This window comes from Pseudomonas sp. LG1D9, assembly GCF_002949995.1.
GTDB lineage: Bacteria > Pseudomonadota > Gammaproteobacteria > Pseudomonadales > Pseudomonadaceae > Aquipseudomonas > Aquipseudomonas proteolytica.
Map to the genome: position 1 here is coordinate 2,390,242 of NZ_CP026881.1, position 13,877 is coordinate 2,404,118.

Annotated in this window: 13 protein-coding genes; 5 read left to right on the forward strand and 8 right to left on the reverse strand. The window is 60.3% G+C overall.

The window, feature by feature from the left end; translation table 11 throughout:
* Positions 1-48: 48 nt before the first annotated feature.
* From rho to C5F71_RS11550, 3 genes are all read right to left on the reverse strand, one after another.
* A complete protein-coding gene (rho, locus tag C5F71_RS11540; RefSeq protein WP_003176825.1) occupies positions 49-1,308 on the reverse strand; it encodes a transcription termination factor Rho in 1,260 nt (419 codons plus the stop codon).
* 233 nt (positions 1,309-1,541) lie between these two features.
* A complete protein-coding gene (gene trxA, locus C5F71_RS11545; RefSeq protein WP_029289563.1) occupies positions 1,542-1,871 on the reverse strand; it encodes a thioredoxin TrxA in 330 nt (109 codons plus the stop codon).
* A gap of 120 nt (positions 1,872-1,991) precedes the next feature.
* Entirely contained in the window at positions 1,992-2,693 is a 702-nt protein-coding gene (locus C5F71_RS11550; RefSeq protein ID WP_104911167.1) for a FadR/GntR family transcriptional regulator, read from the reverse strand.
* 255 nt (positions 2,694-2,948) lie between these two features.
* Between C5F71_RS11550 and C5F71_RS11560 the strand changes: the two genes are divergently transcribed.
* The 4 genes from C5F71_RS11560 to C5F71_RS11575 are packed head-to-tail and all read left to right on the forward strand — an operon-like array spanning position 2,949 to position 5,787.
* A complete protein-coding gene (locus tag C5F71_RS11560; RefSeq protein ID WP_070994024.1) occupies positions 2,949-3,734 on the forward strand; it encodes a transporter substrate-binding domain-containing protein in 786 nt (261 codons plus the stop codon).
* 14 nt (positions 3,735-3,748) lie between these two features.
* Positions 3,749-4,420: an amino acid ABC transporter permease gene (locus C5F71_RS11565; RefSeq protein WP_029289571.1), complete on the forward strand. Its 672-nt coding sequence runs from the start codon at positions 3,749-3,751 to the stop codon at positions 4,418-4,420.
* A complete protein-coding gene (locus tag C5F71_RS11570) occupies positions 4,413-5,063 on the forward strand; it encodes an amino acid ABC transporter permease (protein ID WP_029289573.1) in 651 nt (216 codons plus the stop codon). Before C5F71_RS11565 ends, C5F71_RS11570 begins: the two co-directional genes overlap by 8 nt.
* Positions 5,050-5,787 (forward strand): amino acid ABC transporter ATP-binding protein, encoded by a 738-nt coding sequence (locus C5F71_RS11575; protein WP_029289575.1) that lies wholly within the window; start codon positions 5,050-5,052, stop codon positions 5,785-5,787. The genes C5F71_RS11570 and C5F71_RS11575 overlap by 14 nt, the downstream gene beginning before the upstream one ends.
* Here C5F71_RS11575 and C5F71_RS11580 read toward each other — a convergent pair.
* From C5F71_RS11580 to C5F71_RS11595, 4 genes are all read right to left on the reverse strand, one after another.
* Positions 5,759-6,325, reverse strand: coding sequence for a hypothetical protein (locus tag C5F71_RS11580; protein WP_104911169.1), 567 nt, complete (start codon positions 6,323-6,325; stop codon positions 5,759-5,761). The two genes, C5F71_RS11575 and C5F71_RS11580, sit on opposite strands and share 29 nt — an antisense overlap.
* Positions 6,326-6,329: 4 nt before the next feature.
* Positions 6,330-8,759, reverse strand: a complete 2,430-nt coding sequence (locus C5F71_RS11585; RefSeq protein ID WP_104912615.1) for a fimbria/pilus outer membrane usher protein — start codon at positions 8,757-8,759, stop codon at positions 6,330-6,332.
* Between the two features lie 49 nt (positions 8,760-8,808).
* Entirely contained in the window at positions 8,809-9,576 is a 768-nt protein-coding gene (locus C5F71_RS11590; RefSeq protein WP_104911170.1) for a fimbria/pilus chaperone family protein, read from the reverse strand.
* A gap of 72 nt (positions 9,577-9,648) precedes the next feature.
* Positions 9,649-10,296 (reverse strand): DUF1120 domain-containing protein, encoded by a 648-nt coding sequence (locus tag C5F71_RS11595; protein ID WP_092232029.1) that lies wholly within the window; start codon positions 10,294-10,296, stop codon positions 9,649-9,651.
* A 478-nt stretch (positions 10,297-10,774) separates the two neighbouring features.
* Here C5F71_RS11595 and ppx point away from each other — a divergent pair, with 478 nt between their 5' ends.
* The gene (ppx, locus tag C5F71_RS11600; protein WP_029289582.1) at positions 10,775-12,277 is read left to right on the forward strand and encodes an exopolyphosphatase; all 1,503 of its coding nucleotides are present in this window, start codon (positions 10,775-10,777) and stop codon (positions 12,275-12,277) included.
* 55 nt (positions 12,278-12,332) lie between these two features.
* Here ppx and C5F71_RS11605 read toward each other — a convergent pair whose 3' ends face one another.
* Positions 12,333-13,739 (reverse strand): amidase family protein, encoded by a 1,407-nt coding sequence (locus C5F71_RS11605; RefSeq protein ID WP_104911171.1) that lies wholly within the window; start codon positions 13,737-13,739, stop codon positions 12,333-12,335.
* Positions 13,740-13,877: the final 138 nt, after the last annotated feature.

A 13,877-nucleotide genomic window follows, 5' to 3' on the forward strand; every position in this document is an offset into this window, starting at 1 on the left:
AAAATGGCGCCCCTGGGGGCGCCATTCTTTCGGACCTGAAACGCAGTATTACTTGCGTTTCATCGACAGGAAGAACTCGTCGTTGGTCTTGGTGGTTTTCAGCTTGTCGATCAGGAACTCGATGGCAGCGACTTCGTCCATCGGGTGCAGCAGCTTGCGCAGGATCCACATGCGCTGCAGTTCGTCGTCGGCCGTCAGCAACTCTTCGCGGCGGGTGCCGGAGCGGTTGATGTTGATGGCCGGGAACACACGCTTTTCAGCGATGCGACGGTCCAGAGGCAGTTCCATGTTGCCGGTACCCTTGAACTCTTCGTAGATCACTTCGTCCATCTTCGAGCCGGTTTCAACCAGCGCGGTGGCGATAATGGTCAGCGAGCCGCCTTCTTCGATGTTACGCGCAGCGCCGAAGAAACGTTTCGGCTTCTCCAGGGCGTGGGCATCGACACCACCGGTGAGCACTTTGCCGGAGCTCGGGATCACGGTGTTGTAGGCACGGGCCAGACGGGTGATGGAGTCGAGCAGGATCACCACGTCTTTCTTGTGTTCGACCAGGCGCTTGGCCTTCTCGATCACCATTTCGGCAACCTGCACGTGGCGGGTTGGCGGCTCATCGAACGTCGAGGCAACCACTTCGCCGCGCACGGTGCGCTGCATTTCGGTCACTTCTTCCGGACGCTCATCGATCAGCAGCACGATCAGGTGAACTTCAGGATTGTTACGCGCGATGTTTGCTGCAATGTTCTGCAGCATGATGGTCTTACCGGCTTTCGGCGGCGCGACGATCAGGCCACGCTGGCCTTTGCCGATCGGGGCGCACAGGTCGATCACACGACCGGTCAAGTCTTCGGTGGAACCGTTGCCGGCTTCCATCTTCATGCGCACGGTTGGGAACAGCGGCGTCAGGTTCTCGAAGAGAATCTTGTTCTTCGCGTTCTCCGGGCGATCGAAGTTGATCGTGTCGACCTTGAGCAGGGCGAAATAACGCTCGCCTTCCTTTGGAGGGCGGATCTTGCCAACGATGGTGTCACCGGTGCGCAAGTTGAAGCGACGGATCTGGCTCGGCGAGACGTAGATATCGTCTGGGCCGGCGAGATAGGAGGCGTCTGCAGAGCGGAGAAAGCCGAAGCCGTCCTGGAGAATCTCCAGCACGCCATCACCGGAGATTTCCTCGCCGCTTTTCGCGTGCTTTTTCAGCAGGGAGAAAATCACGTCCTGCTTGCGCGAACGGGCCATATTTTCTATGCCCATTTCTTCGGCCAGTTGGAGCAGGTCGGTAATCGGCTTTTGCTTGAGTTCAGTCAGATTCATATAGGAATGACGTAATCATTTATAGAGGGGGGGAATTAAGCTTTTGGCTTAATGAGGCCGCGCCGCAGAGAAGGCGACAGGATCGCGTACTAATCGAAAGGAATGCGTCGGCGACGGCTTGCAGGGGGCAGTGGAGAAACCAGTGCGGGGCCGAATGTACCACCTGAATTTCAGAGCGTCTAGCCCTGCTTTACGAAAAAGCCCCGCAATTTGCGGGGCTTTTTTTACGACGCTTAGATGTTGGCGTCGAGGAATGCGGCCAGTTGCGACTTCGACAGTGCGCCAACCTTGGTGGCTTCGACGTTGCCGTTCTTGAACAGCATCAGGGTCGGGATACCACGTACGCCGTGCTTGGCCGGGGTTTCCTGGTTCTCGTCGATGTTCAGCTTGGCAATGGTCAGTTTGCCTTCGTAGGTGGTTGCGATGTCGTCCAGGACCGGAGCGATCATTTTGCAAGGACCGCACCACTCAGCCCAGTAGTCAACCAGCACCGGGCCCTGGGCCTGCAGTACTTCGGCCTCAAAGGTCGCGTCGGTGACGTGCTTGATAAGATCGTTGCTCATGGATGTCTCCGGGTTGTAAGCAAAAAAAACGTTGCCCATCATAGCCGCCCTTCCTTCGTTCAGGAAGCCGCCGCTGATTGACTCTTGCTATCGAATGCCATCATTTTGGGTATTACCGATTCAGGATGTTACCGGTGTGACAAAGGCGATGCCCGTGCGCAAGGCGGCGTTACGCACGTGCTCCTGCATGGCTTTTTGCGCCGCCGGGCTGCTGCGCCGGGCCAGCGCACGGAGGATCTTGCGGTGCTCCTGCCAGGTTTCCATCGCCCGCTCCGGTCGGATGAACGGTAGTTTCTGGCTTTCCAGGAACACCTCGGCACTGGCGCTGAGGATGCTCACCATCGCCTGATTGCCACTGGCCAACAGGATGCGCTGGTGAAAAGCGAAGTCCAGCCGCGCGGCGGCCTCGAAATCACCGACCTTGAGCTCCCGGCGCATGGCCTGGACATTGTCTTCGAGCCAATCCAGTTCCCCAGTGGTCAGCGTCATGGCCGCCAGCCCCGCCGCAAACCCCTCCAGGGCATAGCGCAACTGGAAGATATCCAGCGGGCTGGCCTGGGCCGTAAACGGCCAGGCCACGCCGTTTATCTCGGCCGCCGGCGGCGCCTGCACAAATACGCCCTTGCCCGGTTGCACGCTGACCAGCCCCAGTGCGCTGAGCGACGACAAGGCCTCGCGCAAGGAAGCACGACTGACCCCCAATTGCATCGCCAGGTCCCGCTGCGAAGGCAAGGCATCGCCGGGGCCGAAGCCCTGCTCCTTGATCAGTTTGCGGATAGCTTGCAAGGCCGCTTCCGGTACGGCTTGGGCGATGGAATTCATGGAAAACCCGAGGTTTCAGTCAACAGTGGGCCTAGTTGTAAAGCTATTCTCGGCAGCCGGCAAGCCACGCCCCAAAGGGGCTCGCGCGGTTTTGCCGACGCTCGAAAAGGGTGCGAAACCAGACCTGACTGTTCAGACCAGTCAGACCGCCGCACGCCTCATAAAACCTGCCTTGCAGGCGTTTCAAAGCACCATGGCACGGGCTGTGCACTGGCAACACTCAGAAAATCCCTTCGCCCTTTTCGGAGAGTTGCCATGACCAAGCGTTGCAGCGTCCTGCTCACTGCCTTGTTTGCCAGCCTGATGCTCAGCCAGGCACCTGCCCAGGCCAATGGCCTGGACGATATCGTCGCCCGTGGCACCCTCAAGGTTGCCGTACCCCAGGACTTCCCACCATTCGGTTCGGTGGGCCCGGACATGAAACCACGCGGCCTGGACATCGACACCGCCAAACTGCTGGCCGAGCAACTCAAGGTCAAACTGGAGCTGACCCCGGTCAACAGCACCAACCGTATCCCGTTCCTCACCACCGGCAAAGTGGACCTGGTGATTTCCAGCCTGGGCAAGAACCCGGATCGCGAGAAGGTCATCGACTTTTCCAAGGCCTACGCGCCGTTCTATCTCGCAGTGTTCGGCCCTCCTGACGCGGCCATTGCAAGCCTCGATGACCTCAAGGGCAAGACCATCAGCGTGACCCGCGGCGCCATTGAAGATATCGAGTTGAGCGCGGTCGCCCCCAAGGAAGCCACGATCAAGCGCTTCGAAGATAACAACTCGACCATCGCCGCCTACCTCGCCGGCCAGGTGGACCTGATCGCCAGTGGCAACGTGGTGATGGTGGCGATCAGTGAGCGCAACCCCAAGCGTGTGCCGGCGCTGAAGGTCAAGCTCAAGGATTCGCCGGTGTATGTCGGGGTGAACAAAAACGAGCCGGCACTGCTGGAGAAGGTCAACCAGATCCTGGTCAGCGCCAAGGCTGATGGCAGCCTGGAAAAAAACGCGATGCAGTGGCTGAAAGAACCATTGCCTGCAGATCTCTGAAGCGGAGCTGATTGATGGCCTATCAATTCGACTTTGCGCCGGTGCTGGCCAATACCGACCTCCTGTTGCGCGGCGCGTTGTTCACTCTGGAACTGACCGCCATCGGCGCCATCCTGGGGGTGGCGCTGGGGATTGTCGGCGCCGTGGTGCGCGCATGGAAAATCCAGCCGTTTTGCTGGTTCTTCGGGGTGTATGTCGAGTTGATTCGCAACACACCGTTCCTGGTGCAGTTGTTTTTTATCTTCTTCGGCCTGCCGTCCCTGGGCCTGCAAATTTCCGAATGGCAAGCGGCGGTATTGGCGATGGTGATCAACCTGGGCGCCTATTCCACGGAGATCATCCGGGCCGGCATCCAGGCGATTCCCCGCGGGCAACTGGAAGCGGCGGCAGCGCTGGCGATGACACGTTTTGAAGCGTTCCGCCACGTGGTGCTACTGCCGGCGCTGGGCAAGGTCTGGCCGGCCCTGAGCAGCCAGATCATCATCGTGATGCTCGGTTCGGCGGTGTGCTCGCAGATCGCCACTGAAGAACTGAGCTTTGCCGCCAACTTTATCCAGTCGCGCAACTTCCGCGCCTTTGAAACCTACGCGCTGACCACGCTGGTGTACCTGTGCATGGCGCTGATGATCCGCCAGTTGCTCAATTGGATCGGCCGTCGCTATGTGATGAGGAACAGCCATGAGTGATTTTTCGTTCTGGGACATCGTGCGCAACCTGCTGACCGGCCTGCAGTGGACATTGCTGTTGTCGCTGGTGGCGTTTATCGGCGGTGGGCTGATCGGTCTGCTGGTAATGACCCTGCGCATCAGCAAAAAGGCGTTGCCGCGCAATATTGCCCGCACCTATATAGAACTGTTCCAGGGCACGCCGCTGCTGATGCAGCTGTTCCTGGTGTTCTTCGGCATCGCCTTGCTGGGGATCGATATCTCGCCGTGGCTGGCCGCCGCGATTGCCTTGACCCTGTTTACCAGCGCCTACCTGGCCGAGATCTGGCGCGGCTGTGTCGACTCCATTGCCCATGGCCAATGGGAAGCCTCCGCCAGCCTGGCGCTCAACCCTTATGAGCAACTGCGCTATGTGATCCTGCCCCAGGCCCTGCGTATTGCCGTGGCGCCAACGGTGGGTTTCTCGGTGCAGGTGGTCAAGGGCACGGCGGTGACGTCGATCATCGGCTTCACCGAACTGACCAAGACCGGCGGCATGCTCGCCAATGCCACCTTCGAGCCCTTTATGGTCTACGGCCTGGTTGCACTCGGTTACTTCCTGCTCTGCTACCCCTTGTCCCTCAGTGCCCGCTACCTGGAAAGGAGACTGCATGCCTCTGCTTAGAATATCCGCGCTGCATAAGTATTACGGCGATCACCATGTGCTCAAGGGCATCGATCTGACGGTCGAGGAAGGCCAGGTGGTGGCGATCATTGGCCGCAGTGGCTCGGGAAAGTCCACCTTGCTGCGCACCCTCAATGGCCTGGAGTCAATCAACGACGGGGTGATTGAAGTCGATGGCGAATACCTCGACGCAGCCCGCGCCGACCTGCGCAGCCTGCGGCAGAAAGTCGGCATGGTGTTCCAGCAGTTCAACCTGTTCCCCCATTTGACCGTGGGTGAAAACGTCATGCTCGCGCCCCAGGTCGTGCAAAAAGTACCCAAGGCCAAGGCCACGCAACTGGCGCGGCAGATGCTCGACCGTGTCGGGCTGGGGGAAAAGTTCGATGCATTTCCCGATCGCCTGTCTGGCGGTCAACAGCAGCGGGTGGCCATTGCCCGCGCCCTGGCAATGTCGCCCAAGGTATTGCTGTGCGATGAAATCACCTCGGCGCTGGACCCGGAGTTGGTCAATGAAGTGCTCAGCGTAGTGCGCCAACTGGCCAAGGACGGCATGACCCTGATCATGGTGACCCATGAGATGCGCTTTGCCCGGGAAGTGGGCGACAAACTGGTGTTTATGCACCAGGGCAAAGTACACGAGGTGGGCGACCCGAAAACCCTGTTCGCCCAACCGCGCACCGCCGAACTGGCCAACTTCATTGGCTCGGTGGAACAGCCGGGCTGATACTCACCCCCAGTGGCATCCACTCAACCTGCACCCGCCCTTCGAGGGTGGTTTCGCGGCGCACAGAGAAAGCCCCTACCGGCAAGTAAGGGTCGATCTCAAGGTGGGCCGATAGCCGTCGGCCTGCCACCGGGACACCCGCCGCGCGCGCGATCAGGACCTGCCCGGGCATAAGGTGTTCGTTGACAGCCACGGACGGCGCACCCTCGGCGATCAGATCCACGGATCGCCCATCAACATGGGCGTGCCTGATACCCAGGGCAAAGGCGCCGTCGCCACCAAACCGAAAGCCCAGCCCTCCCGCAGGCAGGCCGCTGAACCGCAGTGCCATGGGAGCAGGATCGACACAGACCACGTTCAGCAACACCGTCCGCCGGCCCAGCGACTGCGCGCCTGCGTGCCCATCCAGCCCTTGCCCATGGCGCAAGACGCCGTAGTCCACCCTAGGCTGGCTCAGCGCTACCTGACACGTCGCGACGCTGGCCTCACTGGCCAGTAACGCCATCACAAACAACAAGCACCGAGAGAGGCTGCCCATCGACTTACAATCCACGGCAGGTAACCGAGGCGGTTTCATACAATTTGTCATTGGAAGGCTCTGACTCAAGGTTCAGTTGCAACAGGCAGGGCGTCGTCGAGTCAGGCAACTCGACACTCAGGATTTGCTGGGGCTCGCTGTCATTCAGGAAGATCAGCCCTTCGCCCACCACGCTGGTCAGGAAAGCCTTGTCCGCTCCAAACACCGCAGCCCCCTGGGGTAACGCACGCCCTCGCTGGTCATGAGCGGTCAACAGCACGCGGCGTGCACTGACCACCTTGAACTCCACGGTATTGAACGACCCGCGTGCGGCAGCGAGGGTGTGGGTGCCGTTCTTGAGGTCGACATGCTTGGGCAGGGATTGGGTCTGCACCTCCAAGTGGGTGTTGCTGTAGGCCGGCAACCCTGGGATGACCGCATGACCACGATAGTCGGTCCAGACCGGGCCCTGGGGCGTGGAGACCTTGGCGCCCGCGATATTCCCCACCGACAGCAGGCCGAACGTGTCCTGTACCGCATAGGGTGAAAAGGACACCCCCTGCCCATGGGCGACCACGGCGCCCTGCAGTTGCCCGGTGTAGCTGGTGCCTGATGCTTCCCGGCTCATTCCGGCGCCGATGCGGGTGTAGCGCGGCATGACGTCGACCCGCCCGTAGACCGATTGCTGGCGCTCACTCAGGTCGCGTTCGGCGCCGACCTCATAGTCCACATACTCGTTGACCCGTTCCGACAGCGCGGTGCCGACATCGGAGCGACCGTTGCGCCGACTCGCAAAAGAGGTGAGGCGACGACTCTCGCCGAAGGGCACGCTGACTTGCAGGCGCAGTGACACGCCTTGCGAGGGGAGCTCCTCATTGGCCGCATAACGGCGCTTGCGCCGACGGGAGGGGCCTGTCTGGGAATCGGCGACCAGGGCGACATCAACCTCATTGAAGCGCTTGTTCCACGACGCAAATACATGCTCGGCGCCCTGCCCATCAAACTGGCGGTTGCGCGAATAGCTGAGGGAGAACGCGCCCAAAACCGGCTCGGCCCAACTTATGCCGGCGGTGTACTGGTGTTGGAACCTTGCGCCCAGGGCATCCCGAGTCGATGCCATGCCGGCCTCCAGCACATCACGATAACCCTGGCTCTGGGTGGTGACGCTCAGGTTGACTTCAACCCCCGCGCCCAAAGGGCTGCCCAACGACACGGCGCTGCGCGTCCCGCCCACTGCGTAGACTTTGTCTCGCGAGCGGTTGTGCCGTGCCGCAACCGTGACCCGCTGGAAAAAGACACGGCTCAATGTACCGCCAGCCGCGTGATAGTCATCGGTCCCCAGCACACCGAGCCCCAGGGAGGTGCCTGCGCCCAGGCCCCAAGTGCCACTACCCATCGCCACCACCGGCGACTCCCGGCCGTTGGCGAGGGTTTCCCGCACTTTGCCCAGGGCAAAGTCGAAGCCCGGCGCCACCGGCACTTGAGCACCAAAAGACGCGGCGGGCACCACGAAGTTGCGCTTGCCACCCCGCGTACCGATGACACTCACGTCCAGGTCACTGGTGCCATTGAGCAGGGGCAGGCCTGTCAGGCTGAAGGGCCCTTCGGGCACCAGGGTCGAATAAATCAGCACGCCGGACTGGCGCACCTCGACCCTCGCCTGGCTGTGAGCCAAGCCTTCAACCACGACGCCGTTGGAACTCCCCAGGCGCGCAACACCATCCGGGAAGAGCTGCAGGCCCGAGAGTTGGAGGCCGCCAAACACCGGGCTGCGGCTGGAAATCTGGCCCACCTGGAAGGTCGACTGCAAGGCCGCGAAATCGCGCTGGGCATAGGCATATACGTGTTCACTACGGCCCCTGCCGTTATCGGAAATATAGAACTGTCGACTGCGCACCACCCAGTTGCCCAGGTTGAATCCCGCCTCGGTGTAGGCCGAGACAAAACGACTGGAGCCATCGCGCGCATGGCTGTCGAAGCCCAGCACATCGTAGTTGAGCATGGCGGCCGTCCCGCCCTGGCTGAAGCTGCCCACCTCCCACTCTGGCTCGCGCAACGATTGCGTAGGCACCACCAGGGACACTTCGTCACTGCCGGGGCGCAACCTGACGAGCGTTGCCGGGAACTCGCCAAGAAAGTCGTGACACGCCTGATCGGCCGTCACGCCAGCCTGCAGGACCGCCGACGGCACCCGCAAACCCGCCTTGTCCAGCAGCCCGCGGGTAAAACACAGCTGCCCTTGATAGTCGAAACGCGCATCGACCAGCCCCAACGCCGTGCCATTGACCCGCAGCCCGACCACCTGTACGCCCTCGCGAAAGCGCGCGGCGCTGCGAAAGTACTCCGAGACTTTTGGATCAATGCCGTGTGTGGTCAGGGCGGCCAGATCAAACCCGTCGCCCAACTGGATGGCCTGCGCGTCCCCCTGGACCCCGAATAGGGTTGCCAGGCCCATGAACAGCCCCGAGCAACACGCACCGCCGGCCCCTTTGCCCACCGCCCGCTCAAACCCCATGGTCGGTGACATCTGCTTGATAGCTGTCGACACTGAACCCGTACACCGTCGCGGGCTGCAGAACCACCGAGGTGACATCGGACTGCGGCCCGTGGGTATCGACCACCAATACTTCACCCGGCAGGACATAGCTGCGCGGCAGGGTCGCCAGTTGCTTGCCGGGCAACAGTTGCAACTCCAGCGCCAGGCGCACCACATACGCGCTGTCGTTATGCACAACCAAGCCGCCGCCCTGGCGTTTCCACTTCAACAACTCCCAGGGTGCCTGGTGCCTGGCCAACCCCCTGGGGTGCAGGATCAGTGGCAGGTTCTGCCGCAAGGTAATGCCAATGGTCGTACCACCGGGGCTACGTGCCTGGGGAATCCCTTCAAAGGACACACGTTTCAACCGCTGGGTCTTGAGCGGCGCCCCAGCCGTGCTGATAAAACGCACGAGCTGGGTTTCACCTGCCTCGACCCGGGAAATCGGCGGCGTGACTATCAACAGTGGCTCTTGATCTTCAGGAATGTTTTCAATCACCGAGTGAAGTAACGCGGGCCCCGGGTCGGTGTTCTTGATATTGATCGTCGCTTCACCGTCTTCTTCATATAGCACCACGACCGTTGTTTCGGGCTGCATGCCATCGGCGACCGTAATACCACTTGCGCATAACAACAGACCGGCACACCACAACAGCGTCACACTTGCTTTCAAAAAACAACTCACCGTGGTTTCTCCGCAACAACCCAGACAAACAGCAAGAAAATAAACAGCCATGCGAAAGCAGCCGACAAGTTACGAAAGCGTTATGAAAACTTCCGTTTCAATATCGGCTGCTTTTATAAGTCCTTAGATGTAACTAAGTACTAAAGTAGCGCGGCCATCCAGCGTGACATCACGGGTCAGGTCCAAGTCCTGCGCCCTGTTGATGACCGCCTTCACCGCAATCACCCCTGTCAGCTGGGAGATTGACGCGGGGGTAACGGTCGAACCGTTACGCCACGAATACTGGCTGGGTGCCTGCGCGACTTTCCCGTCGCTGTTCTGCCAGGCGCCGGTGCTGACCCGCATGATCGGGTTCAACACGACACCTGAAGATCTCAGGTCCCTGAGCGTGACCGAGTACCCTCCGGTACGCCGGGACGATACAGCGCCCAGCCCGAAGTTCTGCGCCTCGGTATAGCCAGCACCGAGGATCCCGGTGACCTTGCTGCCTGCCTGCAGGTCAGTCACGGCCAGGGCGAACTTGGCCGGGGTAGTGCCGCAGTTGACGGCCACCGACGTGGTTTTCTCTTCACGGGGGTTGAAGGCGGTCTGGGACAGTTCACCGGAGCGAATGGTCCCGTAGTCGATGATGCCACCGCCGCCCAGGCTCAGATTGCAGGCTGCGGGTGTGATCGTCCCGCGTACGACCAGTTGCGCAACGTTTGTTGCTTGAGCGCCAATACTGGCTGCCAGACAAATAATGCCTACTGTCAAACCTACTGCTTTTTTCATGATCGACCTGTCGTTGAAAAGTGTCAGGCATTATTTATTCGAGCGGAGATTCTGTTCTCCATTATTAGTTCATCCTTGAAACACAAAGCATAGATAAATAACACCACGGCTTGATTGCCGAATGACAGTTTCACCCCTGGGCCCACTCAATAAATATAAGACAACACCTTAAACCCTGTGAGACTCATAAAAAACAACTGTCCCTTTTACTAACCCCCCAAGTAGTCCGGAACAAGTTATGGTCCAGCACAATTACGCGAATAATGTAGGAAATAACATAAAACGCCCAAGTCGCAAAAAATCGTGCAACTTCCTTCACGGACCAAGAGTGATGTCATCGGCCATACGGAAATTTGCCCTACATTTCCTACAAAATTTGATCGAGAGCAGGGGTAGGACAAATCACCAAGCACTACGCGTTGGCGTCAGCGTTTGATCGTGGCACGATGGCGAGGTTATCGACCGAGATCCCCTAACCATGCCGCAATCCCAAGCCAAGAATCTGTCCTTGATCGCCGCCATCGACCTGGGCTCCAACAGCTTTCACATGGTCGTGGCCAAGGCCCAGAACGGTGAGATCCGCATCCTTGAGCGACTCGGCGAAAAGGTACAACTGGCTGCCGGCATCGACGACGAGCGCAAGCTCAACGAAGAGTCCATGCAACGCGGGCTCGATTGCCTCAAGCGCTTTGCCCAACTGATCAATGGCATGCCCCAGGGCGCCGTGCGTATCGTCGGCACCAACGCATTGCGCGAAGCGCGCAACCGTGGCGAATTCATCCGCCGCGCCGAGGAGATCCTCGGGCACCCGGTGGAAGTCATCTCCGGCCGTGAAGAAGCGCGCCTGATCTACCTCGGCGTTTCCCACACGCTGGCCGACACCCCTGGCAAGCGTCTGGTAGCGGACATTGGCGGCGGCAGCACCGAGTTCATCATCGGCCAGCGCTTCGAACCGTTGCTGCGTGAGAGCCTGCAAATGGGCTGCGTCAGCTACACCCAGCGTTATTTCAAGGACGGCAAGATCACCCCGGCGCGCTACGCCCAGGCGTATACGGCGGCGCGGCTGGAGATCATGAGCATCGAGCATGCCTTGCATCGCCTGACCTGGGATGAAGCCATCGGCTCATCCGGCACCATCCGCGCCATCGGCCTGGCCCTGAAGGCTGGCGGCCATGGCACTGGTGAGGTGAATGCCGAAGGCCTGGCGTGGCTCAAGCGCAAGCTGTTCAAGCTCGGTGATGCCGATAAAATCGACTTCGAGGGCATCAAGCCTGATCGCCGGACTATCTTCCCGGCCGGCCTGGCGATCCTTGAAGCCATCTTCGACGCCCTCGAACTGCAGCGTATGGACCATTGCGATGGTGCGCTGCGTGAAGGCGTGCTCTATGACCTGCTGGGCCGTCATCATCATGAAGACGTGCGTGAGCGCACCCTGGGCTCGCTGATGGAGCGTTACCACGTCGACCTGGAACAGGCGGCACGGGTCGAGCGCAAGGCGCTGCATGCCTTTGACCAGGTCGCCGAGGATTGGGAGCTTGAAGAAGGGGTCTGGCGGGAGCTGCTGGGCTGGGCGGCCAAGGTCCATGAAGTGGGGCTGGATATCGCCCACTACCATTACCACAAGCACGGCGCGTACCTGATCGAGCACTCTGACCTGGCGGGCTTTTCCCGGGAAGACCAGCAGATGCTGGCGTTGTTGGTGCGCGGTCATCGCCGCAATATTCCCAGGGACAAGTTCGCCGAATTCGGCGCCGAGGGCATCAAGCTGATTCGCCTGTGTGCCCTGCTGCGCTTTGCGATTCTGTTCCATCACATTCGCGGCACTCACCAGATGCCGCAGGTCACCCTGCACGCCCGTGGCGACAGCCTGGATGTGGTGTTCCCCGAAAATTGGCTGGATGAACACCCCTTGACCCAGGCGGATTTTGCCCAGGAGGCCGAGTGGCTGACGCGGGTAGGCTTTACCCTGAACGTCCACTGACCTGGCAACGCACCGGATGCCTGGCTGGCGTCCGGTGCACAACTTAACGACGCCCCTAAACGCTCGTGGACTGTGGCACACCCGGCTTGAAGGCCGGCTCCTGGATAGCCTGGGAAGCCTGTTCATAGCCATAGGCGATCGAAAGCAACGTAGCCTCGCTGTTGCCCGTACCACACAAGTGAATCGCGGTCGGCATCCCCTCCTCATCCATACCCGAAGGCACCGATATACCGGGGTAACCGGCCGCGGCGGCGCCGTAGTAACTGTGTGATTGGAAGTTCGACACAATGGCATCGAGCTTGTGTTCATTGAGCGGCTTGTCGAGAGCGTTCCTGAACGTGGGGATAACGGACGCCCACAGGCTCTCGCGCTGCTCATCCGTCAGCTGCAGGCCGTTGATAAGGGCCAGCAGATCCTGATCAGGCTCCCCCGGCCGCCTGTCGCGTTCATTGAATGCAATCAGCTCAGACAACGACTTCACGGGCAACCCTTCCCGTGTGGCCAGGTACGCTTCCAGTCTTGGCTTGATGCCGGCCATAAGCGCGGCGTTGTATTGATGGTAGGTTTGCCGCGATACATCAGCATCCGGCGCGGTGATCGGCACCATGACGGCACCCTTGGACGCCAGGAGTTGGATAGCGTCCTCAAAATGCTTTTTGTCCGCGCGTATGGCCGGATCCCTGGCTTCTTCTTGCGTCAACTCGGGCACTGGGGTGTAGCCGATCCGCTTGCCCTGCAAGGCATCCGGCTTCAGCCCGGCGGTGTAGACGGTTGTTTGTGTCATGGCGTTCAGCGCTTCGGCGGCATCGCGTATGTTGCGCGTGAACGTGCCCACCGCGTCCAGCCTCGAACTGGTCATCACGCCCTCGGTGCTCACCAGCCCGGCCGTTGTTTTTACCCCGAACACACCGTTGTAGGCCGCCGGGGCAATGATCGAACCATTGGTCTCGACCCCCAATGCCAGCGGGACATGCCCCTGGGCAACCGCCACCGCCGAACCGGAACTCGAACCCGCCACCTGCCCTCCCAGCCGATGCGGGTTGAGGGTTTGCCCGCCACGGGAACTCCATCCGTCAACCGGCACGTCGGAGCGAAAGTTGGACAGCTCGCTCATGTTGGTTTTGCCCACGATGACCGCACCCGCGTTGAGCAAGTTATCCACAACCTTGGCGTTTTTTTTCGTCGGTAATCCCACCAACGCACGGGAACCCGCGCTGGTCTGCATTTTCCCACTGGTTTCAAAGACATCCTTCAGAGCGATCGGAACGCCATGCAAAAAACCGCGCACGTTACCGTTGGCACGCTCCAGGTCACGCGCTTTTGCCTGCTCACGGGCATCAGGATTGACTTCAAGAAACGCATTGCCGCCCTGCAACCCCTGGTCGATATTGGCGATGCTTTTCAGCGAATCCTTTACCAGGGCCTCTGAAGTGACCGTCGCCTGGCTCATGCCCGACGCCATCACGTGTGCGCTGCGATAATCCTTTGGCGGCGAAGTGAACGCATCAAGTAGCCCCGTACCTCCCACTCCCATTCCTACGACTGGCCCCATCATTGAAACTCCTCAGCTGTCACCGGCTATCGTCTGATAGCCCGGTGT

Excerpts from the sequence above, each read along its gene's own strand:
- rho (WP_003176825.1), bottom strand. The coding sequence starts at position 1,308 with ATGAATCTGACTGAACTCAAGCAAAAGCCGATTACCGACCTGCTCCAA.
- trxA (WP_029289563.1), bottom strand. The coding sequence starts at position 1,871 with ATGAGCAACGATCTTATCAAGCACGTCACCGACGCGACCTTTGAGGCC.
- C5F71_RS11550 (WP_104911167.1), bottom strand. The coding sequence starts at position 2,693 with ATGAATTCCATCGCCCAAGCCGTACCGGAAGCGGCCTTGCAAGCTATC.
- C5F71_RS11560 (WP_070994024.1), top strand. The coding sequence starts at position 2,949 with ATGACCAAGCGTTGCAGCGTCCTGCTCACTGCCTTGTTTGCCAGCCTG.
- C5F71_RS11565 (WP_029289571.1), top strand. The coding sequence starts at position 3,749 with ATGGCCTATCAATTCGACTTTGCGCCGGTGCTGGCCAATACCGACCTC.
- C5F71_RS11570 (WP_029289573.1), top strand. The coding sequence starts at position 4,413 with ATGAGTGATTTTTCGTTCTGGGACATCGTGCGCAACCTGCTGACCGGC.
- C5F71_RS11575 (WP_029289575.1), top strand. The coding sequence starts at position 5,050 with ATGCCTCTGCTTAGAATATCCGCGCTGCATAAGTATTACGGCGATCAC.
- C5F71_RS11580 (WP_104911169.1), bottom strand. The coding sequence starts at position 6,325 with ATGGGCAGCCTCTCTCGGTGCTTGTTGTTTGTGATGGCGTTACTGGCC.
- C5F71_RS11585 (WP_104912615.1), bottom strand. The coding sequence starts at position 8,759 with ATGGGCCTGGCAACCCTATTCGGGGTCCAGGGGGACGCGCAGGCCATC.
- C5F71_RS11590 (WP_104911170.1), bottom strand. The coding sequence starts at position 9,576 with ATGGCTGTTTATTTTCTTGCTGTTTGTCTGGGTTGTTGCGGAGAAACC.
- C5F71_RS11595 (WP_092232029.1), bottom strand. The coding sequence starts at position 10,296 with ATGAAAAAAGCAGTAGGTTTGACAGTAGGCATTATTTGTCTGGCAGCC.
- ppx (WP_029289582.1), top strand. The coding sequence starts at position 10,775 with ATGCCGCAATCCCAAGCCAAGAATCTGTCCTTGATCGCCGCCATCGAC.
- C5F71_RS11605 (WP_104911171.1), bottom strand. The coding sequence starts at position 13,739 with ATGGCGTCGGGCATGAGCCAGGCGACGGTCACTTCAGAGGCCCTGGTA.